Source organism: Bacillus cereus group sp. BfR-BA-01382 (genome assembly GCF_022663475.1).
Taxonomy (GTDB): domain Bacteria; phylum Bacillota; class Bacilli; order Bacillales; family Bacillaceae_G; genus Bacillus_A; species Bacillus_A thuringiensis_S.
On record NZ_JAKUFQ010000066.1, the window covers coordinates 12,426 to 31,108 of the forward strand.

Genomic DNA, 18,683 nt, shown 5'->3' on the forward strand with positions numbered 1-18,683 from the left:
GATTATAGTAACATTTTGACTCATACAATGTCAACTAGGATTAGCTGTTTTTATACAAAATTTACGACGGAAAATTTTACTGTTCCACATAAACTTCATCGTTTTCTACATTCATGTTATCTTGTGTTGTTTTTACAAGATCCACTTTACGATAACGATTCATACCTGTTCCAGCAGGAACAAGCTTACCGATAATAACATTCTCTTTCAATCCTAGAAGCTCATCGCGTTTACCTTTAATTGCTGCATCCGTTAAAACACGAGTTGTTTCTTGGAACGAAGCTGCAGATAAGAACGAATCTGTTTCAAGTGAAGCTTTTGTAATACCAAGTAGAACAGGTCTAGCTGTCGCTGGTTGTTTACCTTTCAGTAACACCTTCGCATTCGCATCAGTAAACTGATGGATATCTAGTAATGTTCCTGGTAATACATCTGTTTCACCTGCATCACTTACACGAACTTTACGTAGCATTTGGCGTACCATTACTTCTACGTGTTTGTCACCAATTTCTACCCCTTGCATACGGTATACTTTTTGAACTTCACGTAATAAGTATTCTTGCACTGCTGTAATGTCCGTTACTTTTAGTAATTCTTTCGGATCAATAGAACCTTCTGTTAACTCTTTACCGTGGCTAATTGGCTGTCCTGGAGTTACTTTCAGACGAGCACCGTAAGGAATAGCATACGTACGAGCTTCAACTTCACCCTGTACAACTACTTCTTGGCGATCTTTAACATCGTTGATCGCTGCGATAACACCGTCGATTTCACTGATAACTGCCTGACCTTTCGGATTACGAGCTTCGAAGATCTCTTGGATACGAGGTAAACCTTGAGTGATATCATCTCCGGCAACCCCACCTGTATGGAATGTACGCATCGTTAACTGTGTACCTGGCTCACCGATAGATTGAGCTGCGATAATACCTACCGCTTCTCCTACTTCTACGTCTGTACCAGTTGCTAAGTTACGACCGTAACACTTCTTACATACACCATGGCGAGTGTTACACGTGAACGCTGAACGAATGTTTACAGTTTCAACACCCGAATTTTCAACGATATGAGCGATATCTTCAGTAATTAATTGGTTTTCACTAACTAATACTTCACCTGTTTCAGGATGTTTTACAGTTTTTCTTGCAAAACGTCCAACAAGACGATCATATAATGACTCAATTACTTCATTACCCTCTTTAATCGCACCAATTAATAGACCACGATCTGTTCCACAATCATCTTCACGGACAATTACATCTTGTGCAACGTCTACAAGACGACGCGTTAAGTAACCAGAATCGGCAGTTTTAAGTGCTGTATCGGCAAGACCTTTACGCGCACCATGCGTAGAGATGAAGTACTCAAGTACTGTTAAACCTTCACGGAAACTTGATTTAATTGGAAGTTCGATAATACGACCAGATGGATTGGCCATCAGACCACGCATACCAGCAAGCTGAGTAAAGTTCGATGCGTTACCACGGGCACCGGAATCACTCATCATGAAGATTGGGTTGCGTTTATTCAAGGATTTCATCAGTTTTCCTTGGATAACATCTTTTGCATTACTCCAAATAGAGATAACGCGATCGTAACGTTCTTCTTCCGTGATTAAACCGCGACGGAATTGTTTAATTACATTATCTACTTTTGCTTGTGCTTCATGGAGAATTTCATCTTTTTCACCTAATACAAGAATGTCAGATACCCCAACTGTAATACCAGCCTTTGTAGAGTACTTAAATCCTAAGTTTTTCATACGGTCAAGCATGCGAGATGTTTCCGTAATTTGGAAACGTTTGAATACTTCCGCAATGATGTTACCAAGGATCTTCTTGCTAAATGGTGCCACTTCTTCGCGACTAGCAATAATTTCTTTAATGTTCGCACCTTTTTCAACGAAATATTCCGCTGGTGTTTCTTTTTCAAGGTTTGAGTTTGTCGGTTCATTAATATAAGGGAACGACTCTGGTAAGATTTCGTTAAATATTAATTTACCAACTGTTGTTAATAGAAGCTTACCCTTTTGCTCTTCAGTAAACGTTACGTTATTTACTGAACTTGCAGCAACTGCAACACGTGTGTGCAGATGTACATATCCATTTTGGTATGCAAGTATTGCTTCGTTTGCATCTTTGAAGACCATACCTTCACCGATTGCGCCTTCACGCTCAAGTGTTAAGTAGTAGTTACCTAATACCATATCCTGAGATGGAGTAACAACTGGTTTTCCGTCTTTTGGATTCAAGATGTTTTGTGCCGCTAACATAAGAATACGAGCTTCTGCTTGTGCCTCTGATGATAACGGAACGTGAACCGCCATTTGGTCACCGTCAAAGTCCGCGTTGTATGCAGTACATACAAGTGGATGAAGACGAATTGCGCGACCTTCTACTAATGTAGGTTCAAACGCCTGGATACCAAGACGGTGAAGTGTTGGTGCGCGGTTTAGAAGTACTGGATGCTCTTTAATCACAGATTCTAAAACGTCCCAAACTTCAGGGTGTACACGCTCAATTTTACGTTTCGCACTCTTAATATTGTGTGCTAAGCCTTTTCCAACTAACTCTTTCATAACGAAAGGTTTGAACAGTTCAAGCGCCATTTCTTTCGGTAATCCACACTGGTACATCTTTAAGTTCGGTCCTACAACGATTACAGAACGGCCAGAGTAGTCAACACGTTTACCTAATAAGTTTTGACGGAAACGTCCTTGTTTACCTTTAAGCATGTGAGATAGTGATTTTAATGGGCGGTTACCTGGTCCAGTAACCGGACGGCCACGACGGCCATTATCGATTAATGCGTCTACAGCTTCTTGTAACATACGTTTTTCGTTTTGAACGATGATGCTTGGAGCACCTAGGTCCAATAGACGTTTTAAACGGTTGTTACGGTTAATTACACGACGATATAAGTCGTTTAAGTCAGAAGTAGCAAAACGTCCACCATCTAACTGTACCATTGGGCGTAGTTCTGGTGGGATTACTGGTAGAACATCTAAGATCATCCAAGATGGTTCATTTCCAGAGTTGCGGAATGCTTCTAATACTTCTAGACGTTTAATAGCACGAGTACGGCGTTGTCCTTGTGCTGTTTTTAATTCTTCTTTTAAGAAGTCTACTTCTTTATCTAAATCGATGTCTTGTAGTAGCTTTTTAATCGCTTCTGCACCCATAGCAGCTTGGAATGTGCTACCATATCGATCACGATATGCACGGTATTCTTTTTCAGAAAGTAATTGCTTCTTATCAAGTGGTGTATCTCCACTTTCTGTTACAACATAAGAAGCGAAATAAATTACTTCTTCAAGCGCGCGAGGGGACATGTCTAAGACAAGTCCCATGCGGCTCGGGATACCTTTGAAATACCAAATATGAGATACAGGAGCAGCTAATTCAATATGACCCATACGTTCACGACGTACTTTTGCACGCGTTACTTCAACGCCACATCGATCACAAACTACACCTTTATAACGTACACGTTTGTATTTTCCGCAATGACATTCCCAGTCCTTTTGTGGTCCGAAAATACGCTCACAGAACAAGCCATCTTTTTCAGGCTTTAACGTACGATAGTTAATAGTTTCTGGTTTCTTAACTTCACCGTATGACCAAGAACGAATCTTGTCAGGTGAAGCAAGTCCAATCTTCATATATTCAAAGTTATTTACATCTATCAAGGGGCCTACCTCCCTTTTAGTCTACAGGTTATCCCAATTATTCCTTAGTTGTCTCAACTTCAACATTCAATTTATCTGCTGATTGATGATCATCATCATCTTCTGTATCACGCATTTCAATTTCTGTATCGTCGCTAGACATCATTTTAACGTCCATACCTAAACTTTGCAGCTCTTTAATCAATACTTTGAATGATTCAGGAACGCCTGGTTCTGGAACATTTTCGCCTTTAACAATTGCTTCATAAGTCTTAACACGTCCAACAACATCATCAGACTTCACTGTTAAGATTTCTTGAAGAGTATAAGCAGCACCGTAAGCTTCAAGTGCCCAAACCTCCATCTCACCGAAACGCTGTCCACCGAACTGAGCTTTACCTCCAAGAGGTTGCTGCGTTACAAGTGAGTATGGTCCAGTAGAACGAGCATGAAGTTTATCGTCAACCATGTGCGCAAGTTTGATCATATACATGACACCAACAGATACGCGGTTATCGAATGGTTCACCAGTACGTCCGTCATACAGGATTGTTTTCGCGTCATTTGCCATACCAGCTTCTTCAATTGTGCCCCAAACATCTTCCTCACGAGCACCATCGAATACTGGTGTTGCAATGTGAATGCCCAGGTATCTTGCTGCCATACCAAGATGAAGCTCTAATACCTGACCGATATTCATACGAGATGGTACCCCTAATGGGTTTAACATAATATCGATTGGCGTACCGTCTGGTAAGTAAGGCATATCTTCTTCTGGTAAAATACGAGAAATAACACCTTTGTTACCGTGACGTCCGGCCATCTTGTCACCTTCAGAAATTTTACGTTTTTGAACGATATATGCACGTACAAGTTGATTCACACCTGGTGGCAATTCATCGCCATCTTCACGGTTGAATACTTTTACGTCTAAGATAATACCGCCACCACCGTGTGGTACACGTAGTGATGTATCACGTACTTCACGCGCTTTTTCTCCAAAGATAGCATGTAATAGACGTTCTTCAGCTGTTAATTCTGTTACACCTTTAGGTGTTACTTTACCAACAAGTAAATCTCCATCTTTTACTTCAGCACCAACGCGAATGATACCGCGCTCGTCAAGGTTACGTAATGCGTCTTCCCCAACGTTTGGAATGTCACGTGTAATTTCTTCTGGTCCAAGCTTCGTATCACGAGCTTCTGATTCATATTCTTCAATATGAATAGAAGTGTACACATCATCTTTTACAAGGCGCTCACTCATGATAATCGCATCCTCGTAGTTATAACCGTCCCAAGTCATGAAGCCAACAAGCACGTTACGTCCAAGTGCTAGTTCACCTAATTCCATAGAAGGACCATCCGCAAGGATTTCACCTTTTACAACTTCATTTCCAACACTTACGATTGGACGTTGGTTGTAACAAGTTCCTTGGTTAGAACGAATGAATTTTTGCATTTTGTAGCGATCTAAGTCGCCTTTTACTGTTTGACCGTCAACTTCTACATAGCGACGTACCCAAACTTCACGTGCTTCTACGCGCTCAACAACACCAGGATGTTTACAGATTACTGCAGCACCCGAGTCTTTTGCTGATACGTACTCCATACCTGTACCTACAATCGGAGATTCCGGATTCATTAACGGAACCGCCTGACGTTGCATGTTCGCTCCCATAAGTGCGCGGTTAGAGTCATCGTTTTCTAAGAACGGAATACAAGCTGTCGCTGCCGACACTACTTGTTTTGGAGATACATCCATGTAGTCGATGCGTTCTCTATTTGTGACAATATTTTCGCCACGGAAACGAGCTACGATATCTTCACTTAGGAATTCACCTTCATCAGATAATTTCATATTCGCTTGGGCTACAACATAGTTATCTTCTTCATCTGCTGTTAAATAATCAACATGCCCTGTTACAAGACCAGTTTCTGGGTCAACACGACGGTATGGTGTTTCAATGAAACCAAACTCATTTACTTTCGCGAACGAAGATAATGAGTTAATCAAACCAATGTTTGGTCCCTCTGGTGTTTCAATCGGACACATACGACCATAGTGGGAGTAATGAACGTCACGTACTTCAAAGCCTGCGCGCTCACGCGTTAAACCACCAGGTCCTAATGCAGATAGTCTTCGTTTGTGAGTTAACTCTGCTAATGGATTTGTTTGGTCCATGAACTGAGATAACTGAGAACTTCCGAAGAACTCTTTAATAGATGCAATAACAGGACGAATATTAATTAGTGCCTGTGGTGTAATTGCATTTGTATCTTGGATCGACATTCTCTCACGAACAACACGTTCCATACGAGAAAGGCCGATACGGAATTGGTTTTGTAATAGTTCTCCAACAGAACGCAGACGACGGTTTCCTAAATGGTCAATATCATCTGTATCTCCTACTTTGTATAGTAGGTTGAAGAAGTAACTGATAGAAGCAAGGATATCACCTGGTGTGATGTGTTTCACATCACGAGTAATGTTTGCATTACCAATTACATTAATTACGCGTTCGCCTTCCGACTCAGGAGCATAAATCTTAATAGATTGCAGCTCAACATCGCCTTCTACCACTCCACCCATTGGTTTCGCTGTTTTGAATCCAATGTTTTTCTCTAAGTAAGGTAAAATGCGATCAAGTGTACGACGATCTAAGATTGTTCCTTCTGCCGCTAAAATTTCACCAGTTTCTGGATCCACTAATGTTTCAGCTAAACGTTGATTAAACAATCTGTTTTTAATGTGTAACTTCTTGTTGATCTTATAGCGACCTACATTTGCTAAATCGTAGCGCTTTGGATCGAAGAAACGAGACACAAGTAAGCTCTTAGCATTTTCTACTGTTGGTGGTTCACCAGGACGTAGACGCTCATAAATTTCAAGCAATGCTTTTTCTGTGCTATCTGTGTTGTCTTTTTCTAATGTGTTGCTTAAGTATTCGTTATCACCTAAAAGCTCGGTGATTTCTTGATCAGAGCCAAACCCTAATGCGCGTAACAAAACAGTTACAGGAAGTTTACGCGTACGGTCAATACGCACATATACAACATCCTTAGCATCTGTCTCATACTCTAACCAAGCTCCGCGGTTTGGAATTACAGTAGCAGTAAAACCACGTTTTCCGTTTTTATCCACTTTGCCACTATAGTATACGCTTGGAGAGCGAACTAACTGGGAAACGATAACACGTTCTGCACCGTTAATTACGAATGTTCCAGTCTCTGTCATGAGTGGGAAATCTCCCATGAACACATCTTGTTCTTTTACTTCACCAGTTTCCTTGTTGATTAGACGCACTTTTACACGAAGTGGTGCTGCATACGTCACATCACGCTCTTTGCATTCGTCTACAGAGTATTTAGGTTCACCTAAGCTGTAGTCGATAAATTCAAGCGATAGATTTCCCGTAAAGTCTTCAATCGGAGAAATGTCTTGGAACATTTCTCGCAAACCCTCATCAAGAAACCACTGATAAGAAGAGGTTTGAATTTCGATAAGATTTGGTAACTCTAATACTTCACTAATACGGGCATAACTTCTTCGTTGGCGGTGGCGTCCGTATTGAACTAGTTGACCTGTCAACTGCTTCACCCCTCAAATCATGAGTATTATAAATGCACAAAAAAATTTGTGCAAAATCACAAATAAATACAACTACTGCTATTAGCGTAGTCTTTTTCTCTTAAAGATAAATACGTTGAGTCTTTCTACCTGCTCAAAAAAGAAAAATGGCTTCTATAAGAAAACCATCATTCTGTTTCATAATCTGCTGATTTTACTATCTTTTCCAAGAGAAACAAAAATATACATCTTTCTCAACGCAGAAAATCATATATTGGCATTGTATAATGTTAACATAGCCAAAAATAACCGTCAACGTTTTTTTGATTTTATGATATAATATCCTTTTTTCTTTTCTACAACCTCAACTTCAGAAAATACTTCCTCTAGTTTTTTCAGCGCAGATGGTGCACCTTGCTTCTTTTGAATAACAATCCAAAGTTCTCCACCTGGAACTAAATACTCCACAGCTTTTTCTAAAATTTCATGTACGACATCTTTACCCGCACGAATTGGAGGGTTAGATAGAATAGCAGCATACTTGCCATCTACATTTTTATAGACGCTACTTTGAAAAATACGTATATTCTCGATTTTGTTATTAGCGGCGTTTTCTTTCGCAAGTCCAAGCGCCCTTTCATTCACATCCACCATGTGAACTTCACGACCTTGAAACTCTTTCGCTAGCGACAAACCAATAGGACCGTATCCGCAACCTACATCTAATATATTACCTTTAATATCTGGCATTTGAAAAGCTTCAATTAAAAGACGGGAACCAAAGTCCACTTCGTTTTTCGAGAACACCCCATGGTCGGATAAGAAAGTAAATTGAGATCCACGAAGTGCAAATTCCCATCGCTTACGATCACTTTTACTAGAAGGGTCGTTAGAAAAATAATGGTCTGCCATATGGCCACCTCTCTTCTTTACAGTTAAAAAAAAAGCTCGCATGAGAGCGAGCTTTTTTTAAAGCATCAAAAGTTAATTACTTAACTTCTACAGCAGCGCCAACTTCTTCAAGTTTAGCTTTGATTTCTTCAGCTTCTTCTTTAGCAGCAGCTTCTTTGATTACTTTTGGAGTGTTGTCAACTAATTCTTTAGCTTCTTTTAAGCCAAGACCAGTGATTTCACGAACAACTTTGATAACTTTGATTTTTTGTGCACCAGCGCTAGTTAGTTCCACATCAAATTCAGTTTTCTCAGCAGCAGCTTCTCCAGCGCCACCAGCAACAGCTACAGGAGCAGCAGCAGTTACGCCGAATTCTTCCTCGATAGCTTTTACTAAGTCGTTAAGTTCTAATACAGTCATAGATTTAACTGCTTCAATGATTTGTTCTTTAGTCATTGTAAATATCCTCCCTTAAATAGGTTTGTATTGTTTTATCGATAATACGTAATTATCTTTTAAAAAATTAAGCGCCTTGCTCTTCCTTTTGTTCTGCAACTGCTTTAGTAGCAAGTGCAAGGTTACGGATTGGAGCTTGAAGAACGCTAAGAAGCATAGAAAGTAAGCCTTCACGTGATGGAAGAGTAGCGATTGCTTTAACCTCATCAAGTGTTACAAGTTTACCTTCGATTACGCCCGCTTTAATTTCTAAAGCTTCATGATTTTTAGCGAAGTCGTTTAATACTTTCGCAGGAGCAACTACATCCTCGTTACTGAACGCGATTGCGTTTGGTCCTGTTAAGAATTCGTTTAACTCAGCCATTTCAGCAGATTCTGCAGCACGACGAGTTAGAGAGTTTTTGTAAACTTTGAACTCAACGCCAGCTTCACGTAATTGCTTACGTAATTCTGTTGCTTCAGAAACTGTTAAACCACGGTAGTCAACAACGATCGTAGATTTACTAGCACGAAGTTTGTCCGCGATTTCAGTTACAACTTGTTGTTTAGTTTCGATTACTTTGCTCATGTTATTACACCTCCTGTAGATTATATAGAAGATGTACCGAAAGTGCACTAAAAACCTCCATGCCCAACTTGTAGACATGGAGGCATATAGTCACAGAAAAAAAATTCCGTTTCGTATATTAACACCTAGGTAGGAAATTAAGTCTATTGACACCTACTGTCTACGGTACACTATTTAAATTCACAACATAAATGATTATATTAAATCTTCTTTATGAAGTCAACTTCCAATTTTTACGCTAATGTAGAAACGTCTACACGTACGCCAGGTCCCATTGTAGAAGCAACTGTTACGTTCTTCATGTAAGTACCTTTTGCAGCAGATGGCTTAACTTTTAATAAAGTATCAGCGATTGTTTTGAAGTTTTCTACTAATTTAGCATCTTCGAAAGATACTTTACCGATTGGAACGTGGATGTTACCAGCTTTATCAACGCGGTATTCAACTTTACCAGCTTTGATTTCGTTAACAGCTTTAGTTACATCGAAAGTAACTGTTCCAGTTTTAGGGTTTGGCATTAAACCTTTAGGTCCTAATACGCGACCAAGTTTACCAACTTCACCCATCATGTCAGGAGTTGCTACTACTACATCGAAATCGAACCAACCTTGTTGGATTTTACCGATGTAATCAGTATCGCCTACGAAGTCAGCTCCAGCAGCTTCAGCTTCTTTAGCTTTTTCACCTTTAGCGAACACTAATACACGTTGTACTTTACCAGTACCGTGCGGAAGAACAACTGCACCACGGATTTGTTGGTCAGCTTTCTTAGGGTCAACACCTAAACGGAATGCAGCTTCTACAGTTGCATCAAATTTAGCTGTGTTTGTTTTCTTTACTAATTCTACTGCTTCTGTTGCAGAGTAAGCAGCTGCACGGTCAACAAGCTTTGCAGCTTCTACGTACTTTTTACCTCTTTTAGCCATTTTTATTTCCTCCTCGAATGTGGTTTTAGCGGAATAACCTCCCACGTTTACGCCTGTTTTCAGGTATAACCTGAGGATGAGCGCCATCCATTTATTTAAAAACGATAATCATTTACGATAATAAAGGTTGCGAATTGGAATTCCAGACCCGCAACCTTTTTTTAAAAACAAATCGAATTAGTCTTCGATAACGATGCCCATACTGCGTGCAGTACCTTCAACCATACGCATTGCAGCTTCTACGCTAGCAGCGTTTAGGTCAGGCATTTTAGTTTCAGCGATTTCGCGTACTTTATCACGCTTAACAGTTGCCACTTTATTACGATTTGGTTCACCAGAACCAGACTCAATACCAGCTACTTTCTTAAGAAGAACAGCAGCAGGAGGAGTTTTAGTAATGAAAGTGAATGAACGGTCCTCAAATACCGTAATTTCAACAGGGATGATAAGACCAGCTTGATCTGCTGTACGAGCGTTAAACTCTTTACAGAAGCCCATGATGTTAACACCTGCTTGTCCTAATGCTGGACCAACTGGTGGAGCTGGGTTAGCTTTACCTGCAGGAATTTGAAGCTTTACCATTTTAATTACCTTTTTAGCCACGAGACACACCTCCTTAAGTCCGTGATGTGGTCAATTGGACAGTGATTTGCCCTCCCACGTCATATTTTATCTGTAAGGATAAAATCTTTCAAAAAACGCCTCCGATAATGAAGACGTACTGACTTAAAAGATATTATCACTTTTTACAATTCATTTCAAGTTTCATTTTATAATTTTTCAATTTGATGGAAGTCAAGTTCAACTGGAGTCTCGCGACCAAACATGTCCACAAGTACACTAACCTTTTTCTTCTCCACATCAATTTCTTCAATAGCACCTGTATAATCTGCGAATGGCCCCTCATTTACACGTACTGTCTCATGAAGTTCAAAGTCGAAATCAACCACTTCGTTGTCCATTCCCATATGTTTCATAATGGTAACAACTTCCTCTTCTAATAGAGGCGATGGCTTAGATCCAGAACCAGAAGAACCAACGAACCCAGTTACACCCGGCGTGTTACGTACAACATACCAAGAATCATCAGTCATGATTAATTCTACTAATACATAACCTGGGAACACTTTTCTTTTCATTAATTTTTCTTTTCCGTTTTTCATTTCTACTTCTACTTCTTCCGGGACAACAACACGGAAAATTTTATCTTGCATACCCATTGATTCTACACGCTTCTCTAGGTTTGCTTTTACTTTATTTTCATATCCAGAATAAGTATGGACAACATACCAACTTTTTTCCATTCATTTAGGACGAGCGTCCTTCCCTCCCTGACGTACATTTTTTTGCGCAAATGAAAAAACCCGTTCACCGGGCTTTTACACAGTTCTTATAAATAACATTATATCATGGATAAGTGCTTCTTATTCAAGAATTAACCAAGAATTAACCGAATTAAAGAAGAAATGCCCATATCAACTACTGCGAAGAAAATCGCAAAGAACACAACTGTAGCAACAACAGTCGCTGTTGAGCGGAGTAATTCATCTTTTTTAGGCCAACTTACTTTTTTCATTTCGCGACCTACATCGCCGAAAAAGTTCGTTAAACGCATCTGCGGGACCTCCAGTGTATTATTTCAATTATTTATTTTGTTTCCTTGTGAACTGTATGCTGATTGCATGTTTTACAAAACTTTTTTATTTCAAGTCGCTCTATTGAGCTCGTATCTTTCATAGTAGAGTAGTTTCGATTTTTACACTCTTCACATGAGAGTACAACTTTTTTCCTCATTAGTTACACCAACCTTGTAACATTATGTCCCTAAAAATGTATCATACAATAAAAGACAATGTCAATGACATGCATTTTGTACGCTCTACAAAAGAAAACAGGTGATTTATTTTACACCTGTTGTACTTGTTATTTGTTATGAATTTAAAGTTGTACTTTCTCGCATTTCCATATATCGTTCCAATTTCCTCTTCACCCGCTGTAAAGCGTTATCAATAGATTTCACATGTCTGTTTAACTGTTCTGAAATCTCTTGATAAGAACGCCCATCTAGATATAAAGAAAGTACTTTTCTTTCTAAATCGCTTAATAATTCTGATATTTTTGATTCTATGTCTGTATATTCTTCTTGGCTAATAATCATCTCTTCAGGATCAGTTACCTTCGCTTCAGAAATAACATCCAATAATGTTCGATCAGATTCCTCATCGTAAATCGGCTTATCTAAAGACACATATGAATTTAAGGGAATATGTTTTTGTCTTGTTGCCGTTTTAATAGCGGTAATAATTTGTCGAGTGATACACAGTTCAGCAAATGCTTTGAATGAAGACAGCTTGTCCTCTTTATAATCACGAATTGCTTTAAACAACCCTATCATACCTTCTTGAACAATGTCTTCTCGATCGGCACCCACTAAAAAGTAAGATCTTGATTTCGCGCGAACAAAGTTCTTATACTTGTGAATTAAATATTCTAGAGCGTCAGTATTACCTTTTCGAACTAACTCAACGATTGCCTCATCCTCTAAATCACGAAATGTAACGTCGCCTACACTTACGAAGCCTGCTTCCACCTTGATCCCTCCGACCGCTATTTATTTAGCAATATTATACAGTAAAAAGACAAAGAGCGTCAATGCTTCAACGCTCTCCTCTTCTTAATTTTTCTAATTTTTCTGTAATATCTTTACTAAATATCTTTCGCATGGCGGGTTGCTGTTCTTTCGTGTCTTTTGTACGCCTTCTTACTTGTTGCTCCATTGCCTGTACTTCCAACTCTAATTCACGCGCAGATTTCCGAAGGGCACCTTGCGCAAATATAACCCATTGTTCCGTGTAATCAGAAGTCGCAACATATATTCGTGTATTTATATTTCTAAGCTCTATCGCAAGTTGCTCTATCTTTTCATCTGCAGTTTGATTCTTTCGTGTGAATATTACTTCCACACGAGATTGTTTCATCTTTTTTTCAATACCATGTACTGTATAGGCATCAAAGACTATCATCACTTTTGTGCCTGTATAACCTTGATAATCCGCCATCTTATCAATAAGTGCATCTCTTGATGATTGTAAATCTACATCCCGCAGTTTCTTCAAATCTCCCCAAGCTCCGATAATGTTGTAACCGTCAACGATTAAAATATCGTTCATCTTTTATTTACCAATTTCGTGACGTTTACGATATACCTCATACATTAACAAACTTGCGGCTACGGAAGCATTTAAGGATGTAACTTTACCAACCATCGGTAGAGTGATTAGGAAATCACACTTTTCACCAATAATACGGCTCATACCTTTTCCTTCACTACCAATTACTAACCCAATCGGCATTTTACCATCTAAATTACGATAATCCGTTTTTCCTTTGGCATCTGTACCAGCAATCCAAAGTCCACGTTCTTTTAATTCATCAATTGTACGGGATAAGTTCGTTACGCGTGCAACAGGAATGTATTCAATTGCTCCTGTTGATGCTTTCGCAACTGACGCTGTAAGCCCCACAGCCCTTCTCTTTGGAATAATAATCCCATGAGCTCCTGTCGCATCAGCAGTACGCATAATAGATCCTAAGTTATGCGGATCTTCAATCTCATCTAAAATTAAGAAGAATGGATCTTCATTACGTTTTTCTGCCACTTTGAATAAATCTTCTAACTCCGCATACTGATATGCAGCTACTTGAGCGATTACACCTTGATGATTACCCTCAACTAATTGATCTAACTTTTTCTTTGGTGCATGTTGTAAAATAACCTTATTTTCTTTCGCTAACGCTAGTACAATCTGCACTTGTCCTTTGGCAGCACCTTCTGCGATCCAAATTTTATTAATATCTCTCCCTGATCGTAACGCTTCAATTACAGGGTTACGTCCGATAATATATTCACTACTCATGATGATGTGCCCCCTTCCTTTTCTTCTAAAACTGCAATTGCCTTATATACAATTTCGTCTAATCTTTCACGGTTATTTAATAAATGATGATAACCAATTAGCGCTTCAAAGGCTGTACTATGTCGATATGTTTGTACATCCGTATTTTTCGGAACCGTACCTGAATTTGCATTACGTCCTCTTCTTAATACCGCCTCTTCTTCCTCTGTCAAAAACGACGTCTCTAATAAATGATAAACAACTTTCGCCTGTGCTTTTGCTGAAACAAAGCTCGTCCCTAAGCGATGTAATTGATTAGGGCGAACCTTTCCTTTTTGAAGGAGGTGATAGCGGATATATTGTTCATATACCGCATCACCCATATACGCTAACGCCAAGCTGTTTAATTGCTTTGCATCAATCATCCTTATCCTCTTTTCCATCTTGTACCTTGAGCGGTATCTTCTAAAATAATATTACGTCCTTTTAAATCGTCACGAATTTGATCAGACAATGCGAAATCGCGATTTTTACGAGCCTCAATGCGCTTTTGGATAAGTTCTTCAATTTCTTCATCCAGCAATTCTTCTTGCGTTAATTCTAATCCTAAAATATCAAATAACGTTTCCAATTGTTTTACGTATGCTTCGATCACAACTTTAGATGTATGCTCTTCAAGTAAATATTGATTTGCATGATTGGCTACATTGTATAATTCGGTAATTGCATTCGCAGTGTTAAAGTCATCATTCATTGCCTCTTCAAATGCAGTCTGGAATTTCTCTATTTCAACTAACCATTTCTCATTATGGTCTGTTAAATCCGTACTGCTTTCCATACGATGCTTTAAGTTTCCATAAGCTGTTTTAATTCTTTCCAGCCCATTATTCGTACTTTGTAATAACTCTTCACTAAAGTTAATCGGATGACGATAGTGTACTGATAACATAAAGAATCTAATTAACTGTGGGTCGTATTGCTTAATAATATCGTGAACTAAAATAAAGTTACCAAGCGATTTAGACATCTTCTCATTGTTAATATTAATATATCCATTATGCATCCAGTAACGTGCAAACGTTTTTCCAGTCAATGCTTCCGACTGCGCAATTTCATTTTCATGATGCGGGAACGCCAAGTCTTGACCACCAGCATGAATGTCAATTGTATCCCCTAAGTACTTACGTGCCATTGCTGAGCATTCAATATGCCACCCTGGACGCCCTTGCCCCCAAGGGCTTTCCCAGAAGATTTCTCCTTCTTTCGCAGCTTTCCATAAAGCAAAATCAAGAGGGTCTTGTTTCTTTTCCCCTACCTCAATACGAGCACCGTGACGTAAATCTGCGATTGGTTGATGTGATAATTTACCGTAACCTTCGAATCCCTTCGTTTTAAAGTACACATCACCCTCTGATTCGTATGCATACCCTTTATTCACAAGTTCTTGAATAAATTCAATAATGATATCCATATTTTCTGTTACACGAGGATGGACTGTTGCGTGTTTGCAACCTAGCGCTGTTACATCTTCAAAGTACGCTTCAACAAAACGATCAGCAATTGTCGGTACATCTTCACCTAATTCATTTGCCGCTTTAATTAATTTATCATCTACGTCCGTAAAGTTCGATACGTATTGCACATCGTACCCTTTATATTCTAGATAGCGACGTACTGTATCGAATACCATAGGAGGTCTTGCATTGCCAATATGAATGTAGTTATAGACTGTAGGTCCGCATACATACATCTTTACCTTATTTTCTTCTAATGGAACAAACTCTTCTTTTTGACGTGTTAACGTATTATAAATGTGAATAGTCATTTTTATCCTTCCTTTCTACCTTTACTTCCAGTTGTTTCTTCAATTTATCAAGTTCTACTTCCATAGCCTTTAATTTATCAAAAATTGGATCCGGAAGGTCAGAGTGATTTAATTCTTGACCAATCTTTACTCCATTTTGAATAACGACTCGGCCAGGTATACCTACAACTGTAGAATGTGCAGGAACTTCTTTTAATACGACAGACCCTGCCCCGATTTTAGAATTCTCTCCCACAGTAATAGAACCAAGGACTTTAGCACCCGTCGCAATTAATACATTATCCTGAATTGTTGGATGCCTCTTGCCTTTTTCTTTTCCTGTACCACCTAATGTAACCCCTTGATAAATTGTTACATTATCACCAATTTCACAAGTTTCTCCAATTACAACTCCCATTCCATGGTCTATGAAAAAGCGTCGACCAATAGTTGCTCCTGGATGAATCTCAATGCCAGTAAAAAAACGACTAACTTGTGAAACAAAACGTGCAAGAAAGAAAAAATCCCTTTTATAAAAAGCATGTGCAATTCGATGAGCCCAAACTGCATGTAATCCAGAGTAAGTTAAAATGACTTCGAAATAACCTCTTGCCGCTGGATCCTGTTCAAAAACGACTTCAATATCTTCCCGAAGCCTCTTAAACATCGATGTTCCCTCCCCTTTATGGGCTGCTTTTTCGAGTGAACTAACTCCCTACTTATCTCCCTAAATCTTTATACACGTAGATAAAATTTATACTCATACCCAGTTTTACGGTATAAAAAAAGACGCCTCTGTCATATTGACAGAGACGCCTTTTAAGCGCGGTTCCACTCTGTTTAGGCTAAAAAAGCCTCAAACTCATCTCTGATAACGGTGTACACCGCTTCTGCTTACTTTAACGCCTTAAGATGTTTCACAAAACATTTTGCTGTTCAGCAGAAGACTCGAAGGGGCATTTCAAAAACCCGCTTATAAACCACTTCCAGCCTAAAGGTGGTTCTCTCTGTAAAAAGCCTGATTTTCTACTTCTCCTTCTCGTCGCTTTTCCTTATTAGGTTTTAAGTATACTTATTATATTTCTAAACCTAGAAAATGTTAACCAATTACTTTTTGAAGACGATTTAAAACTTTTTCTTTTCCAAGAAGTGCAATAGCATTAGGAAGCTCTGGGCCATGTGTTTGACCAGTAGTTGCAACACGGATTGGCATAAATAAGTTTTTACCTTTATGACCTGTTTCCTTTTGAACTGCTTTAATAGCCGCCTTAATTGCTGCTGGTTCCATCGCCTCTAGTGCTTCTACTTGACCAGCAAATGCACGAAGTACTTCTGGTACTTGTTCACCTTTTAATACTTCTTGTCCTTCTTCTTCATGATCAACATGATCTTTGAAGAACATTTCAGAAAGCTCTACAATTTCAGCTCCAAAACTCATTTGTTCATGATATAACGCAATTACATCACGAATCCAAGCTTGCTCTTGTTCACTTAAAGTTTCACCTATACGTCCAGCTTTCACTAGATGCGGTAAGCTTAATTCTACCACCGTATCTAAATCTTGCTTTTTCATATATTGGTTGTTCATCCATTTTAATTTTTGAGAATCAAATAATGCAGGTGATTTTGATAAACGAGCTGCATCGAACATTTTGATAAACTCTTCTTGAGAGAAGATTTCTTCTTCTCCTACCGGCGACCAACCTAGTAGTGCAATAAAGTTAAAGATTGCTTCTGGAAGATATCCAAGCTCTTTATATTGCTCAATAAATTGAATAATAGATTCATCACGCTTACTTAATTTTTTACGGCTTTCATTTACAATTAAAGTCATATGGCCAAATTGCGGGATATCCCAACCGAAAGCTTCATAAATCATCATTTGTTTTGGCGTATTTGAAATATGGTCATCACCACGAAGTACATGTGTAATTTCCATTAAGTGATCATCTACTGCTACCGCAAAGTTATAAGTTGGAATTCCATCTTTTTTCACGATAACGAAATCACCGAAATCATTTGAATGGAATGCTACTTCATCTTTTACGATATCTTTAAATGTGTAATCACGATCAGCTGGTACACGGAAACGAATACTTGGAATACGTCCCTCAGCTTCAAATTCTTTCATTTGTTCTTCAGTTAAATCACGGTGGTTACCTGCATAACGAGGTGTTTCACCACGAGAAATTTGTCCTTCACGCTCTGCTTCTAGCTCTTCTTCTGTCATATAACATTTGTAAGCTAAACCACGCTCTAATAAATCTAGATATAATTTTTTATAAATATCTAAACGCTCTGTTTGACGATATGGTCCAAATTCACCGCCAACATCAACACCTTCATCCCAGTCCATACCGAGCCATTTCAAGTATTTTAATTGGCTTTCTTCTCCACCAGCCACGTTACGTTTTACATCAGTATCTTCAATACGAATAATAAACTTGCCATCTAAATGACGAGCAAATAAATAATTAAATAATGCCGTACGCGCATTTCCGATATGTAAGTGTCCTGTTGGACTTGGCGCATAGCGCACTCTCACTTGCTTTTCCATAATTGGTACACCTTCCATTCTTAATGTCTACACATTCTATAATTGTACAACAAAAAAATGTGATTATCCATCTTACGAATTAAAAACCATTATTTTTTCTGTAATAATACCACTGCTTGAGAAGCAATTCCTTCTTCTCTACCTGTAAATCCTAATTTCTCTGTTGTTGTTGCCTTTACATTAATGTTATCTATAGACGTTTCTAACAGTTCACTAATACGTTTACGCATACTTTCAATATGCGGTGCCATTTTTGGCTTTTGAGCAATAATTGTACAATCTAAGTTCCCTAACTCGTAACCTTGTTCACGCACAAATTCCCAAACTTTTTGTAACAATACAGCTG

18 protein-coding genes and 2 other annotated features are annotated in these 18,683 nt (G+C 38.8%); all 18 genes read right to left on the bottom strand.

The window, feature by feature from the left end; translation table 11 throughout:
- Positions 1 to 76 precede the first annotated feature (76 nt).
- The gene (gene rpoC, locus MR160_RS22295; RefSeq protein WP_000567944.1) at positions 77 to 3,688 is read right to left on the bottom strand and encodes a DNA-directed RNA polymerase subunit beta'; all 3,612 of its coding nucleotides are present in this window, start codon (positions 3,686 to 3,688) and stop codon (positions 77 to 79) included.
- 37 nt (positions 3,689 to 3,725) lie between these two features.
- A complete protein-coding gene (gene rpoB / locus MR160_RS22300) occupies positions 3,726 to 7,259 on the bottom strand; it encodes a DNA-directed RNA polymerase subunit beta (protein ID WP_000147553.1) in 3,534 nt (1,177 codons plus the stop codon).
- A gap of 291 nt (positions 7,260 to 7,550) precedes the next feature.
- Positions 7,551 to 8,150, bottom strand: a complete 600-nt coding sequence (locus tag MR160_RS22305) for a class I SAM-dependent methyltransferase (protein ID WP_044783180.1) — start codon at positions 8,148 to 8,150, stop codon at positions 7,551 to 7,553.
- A gap of 76 nt (positions 8,151 to 8,226) precedes the next feature.
- On the bottom strand, positions 8,227 to 8,586 hold the full coding sequence (gene rplL / locus MR160_RS22310) for a 50S ribosomal protein L7/L12 (RefSeq protein WP_000159736.1): 360 nt from the start codon (positions 8,584 to 8,586) through the stop codon (positions 8,227 to 8,229).
- A gap of 67 nt (positions 8,587 to 8,653) precedes the next feature.
- Positions 8,654 to 9,154: a 50S ribosomal protein L10 gene (gene rplJ, locus MR160_RS22315; protein WP_000048717.1), complete on the bottom strand. Its 501-nt coding sequence runs from the start codon at positions 9,152 to 9,154 to the stop codon at positions 8,654 to 8,656.
- Between the two features lie 39 nt (positions 9,155 to 9,193).
- Positions 9,194 to 9,338: a sequence feature (ribosomal protein L10 leader region), on the bottom strand.
- 49 nt (positions 9,339 to 9,387) lie between these two features.
- Positions 9,388 to 10,080: a 50S ribosomal protein L1 gene (gene rplA / locus MR160_RS22320; protein ID WP_002084079.1), complete on the bottom strand. Its 693-nt coding sequence runs from the start codon at positions 10,078 to 10,080 to the stop codon at positions 9,388 to 9,390.
- A gap of 177 nt (positions 10,081 to 10,257) precedes the next feature.
- On the bottom strand, positions 10,258 to 10,683 hold the full coding sequence (gene rplK / locus MR160_RS22325) for a 50S ribosomal protein L11 (protein WP_001085872.1): 426 nt from the start codon (positions 10,681 to 10,683) through the stop codon (positions 10,258 to 10,260).
- Between the two features lie 167 nt (positions 10,684 to 10,850).
- Positions 10,851 to 11,384 carry a transcription termination/antitermination protein NusG gene (gene nusG / locus MR160_RS22330; RefSeq protein ID WP_000415794.1) on the bottom strand — a complete coding sequence of 178 codons (534 nt, stop codon included), beginning with the start codon at positions 11,382 to 11,384 and terminating at the stop codon, positions 10,851 to 10,853.
- Between the two features lie 131 nt (positions 11,385 to 11,515).
- The gene (gene secE, locus MR160_RS22335; protein WP_001241323.1) at positions 11,516 to 11,695 is read right to left on the bottom strand and encodes a preprotein translocase subunit SecE; all 180 of its coding nucleotides are present in this window, start codon (positions 11,693 to 11,695) and stop codon (positions 11,516 to 11,518) included.
- 32 nt (positions 11,696 to 11,727) lie between these two features.
- A complete protein-coding gene (rpmG, locus tag MR160_RS22340; protein ID WP_014481927.1) occupies positions 11,728 to 11,874 on the bottom strand; it encodes a 50S ribosomal protein L33 in 147 nt (48 codons plus the stop codon).
- 136 nt (positions 11,875 to 12,010) lie between these two features.
- A complete protein-coding gene (locus tag MR160_RS22345; RefSeq protein ID WP_000387198.1) occupies positions 12,011 to 12,670 on the bottom strand; it encodes an RNA polymerase factor sigma-70 in 660 nt (219 codons plus the stop codon).
- Positions 12,671 to 12,737: 67 nt separating this feature from the next.
- Positions 12,738 to 13,250, bottom strand: coding sequence for an NYN domain-containing protein (locus MR160_RS22350; protein WP_000997887.1), 513 nt, complete (start codon positions 13,248 to 13,250; stop codon positions 12,738 to 12,740).
- A 3-nt stretch (positions 13,251 to 13,253) separates the two neighbouring features.
- The gene (gene rlmB / locus MR160_RS22355; RefSeq protein ID WP_000093762.1) at positions 13,254 to 13,997 is read right to left on the bottom strand and encodes a 23S rRNA (guanosine(2251)-2'-O)-methyltransferase RlmB; all 744 of its coding nucleotides are present in this window, start codon (positions 13,995 to 13,997) and stop codon (positions 13,254 to 13,256) included.
- Entirely contained in the window at positions 13,994 to 14,401 is a 408-nt protein-coding gene (locus MR160_RS22360) for a Mini-ribonuclease 3 (RefSeq protein ID WP_000564265.1), read from the bottom strand. Before MR160_RS22360 ends, rlmB begins: the two co-directional genes overlap by 4 nt.
- Positions 14,402 to 14,403: 2 nt before the next feature.
- Complete coding sequence (gene cysS, locus MR160_RS22365) at positions 14,404 to 15,801, bottom strand: cysteine--tRNA ligase (protein ID WP_242298065.1); 1,398 nt, start codon at positions 15,799 to 15,801, stop codon at positions 14,404 to 14,406.
- The gene (gene cysE, locus MR160_RS22370) at positions 15,782 to 16,447 is read right to left on the bottom strand and encodes a serine O-acetyltransferase (protein WP_000476495.1); all 666 of its coding nucleotides are present in this window, start codon (positions 16,445 to 16,447) and stop codon (positions 15,782 to 15,784) included. Before cysE ends, cysS begins: the two co-directional genes overlap by 20 nt.
- A gap of 138 nt (positions 16,448 to 16,585) precedes the next feature.
- Positions 16,586 to 16,832, bottom strand: a binding site (T-box leader).
- A 47-nt stretch (positions 16,833 to 16,879) separates the two neighbouring features.
- Positions 16,880 to 18,337 carry a glutamate--tRNA ligase gene (gene gltX, locus MR160_RS22375; protein WP_000415149.1) on the bottom strand — a complete coding sequence of 486 codons (1,458 nt, stop codon included), beginning with the start codon at positions 18,335 to 18,337 and terminating at the stop codon, positions 16,880 to 16,882.
- Positions 18,338 to 18,426: 89 nt separating this feature from the next.
- Positions 18,427 to 18,683: 2-C-methyl-D-erythritol 2,4-cyclodiphosphate synthase (locus MR160_RS22380; RefSeq protein WP_346670368.1), on the bottom strand; the 257-nt coding region annotated here is incomplete at its 5' end.

Coding starts and splice junctions, on each gene's coding strand:
- MR160_RS22305 (WP_044783180.1), bottom strand. CDS start 8,150: ATGGCAGACCATTATTTTTCTAACGACCCTTCTAGTAAAAGTGATCGT.
- rplL (WP_000159736.1), bottom strand. CDS start 8,586: ATGACTAAAGAACAAATCATTGAAGCAGTTAAATCTATGACTGTATTA.
- rplJ (WP_000048717.1), bottom strand. CDS start 9,154: ATGAGCAAAGTAATCGAAACTAAACAACAAGTTGTAACTGAAATCGCG.
- rplA (WP_002084079.1), bottom strand. CDS start 10,080: ATGGCTAAAAGAGGTAAAAAGTACGTAGAAGCTGCAAAGCTTGTTGAC.
- nusG (WP_000415794.1), bottom strand. CDS start 11,384: ATGGAAAAAAGTTGGTATGTTGTCCATACTTATTCTGGATATGAAAAT.
- secE (WP_001241323.1), bottom strand. CDS start 11,695: ATGCGTTTAACGAACTTTTTCGGCGATGTAGGTCGCGAAATGAAAAAA.
- rpmG (WP_014481927.1), bottom strand. CDS start 11,874: ATGAGGAAAAAAGTTGTACTCTCATGTGAAGAGTGTAAAAATCGAAAC.
- MR160_RS22350 (WP_000997887.1), bottom strand. CDS start 13,250: ATGAACGATATTTTAATCGTTGACGGTTACAACATTATCGGAGCTTGG.
- rlmB (WP_000093762.1), bottom strand. CDS start 13,997: ATGAGTAGTGAATATATTATCGGACGTAACCCTGTAATTGAAGCGTTA.
- MR160_RS22360 (WP_000564265.1), bottom strand. CDS start 14,401: ATGATTGATGCAAAGCAATTAAACAGCTTGGCGTTAGCGTATATGGGT.
- cysS (WP_242298065.1), bottom strand. CDS start 15,801: ATGACTATTCACATTTATAATACGTTAACACGTCAAAAAGAAGAGTTT.
- cysE (WP_000476495.1), bottom strand. CDS start 16,447: ATGTTTAAGAGGCTTCGGGAAGATATTGAAGTCGTTTTTGAACAGGAT.
- gltX (WP_000415149.1), bottom strand. CDS start 18,337: ATGGAAAAGCAAGTGAGAGTGCGCTATGCGCCAAGTCCAACAGGACAC.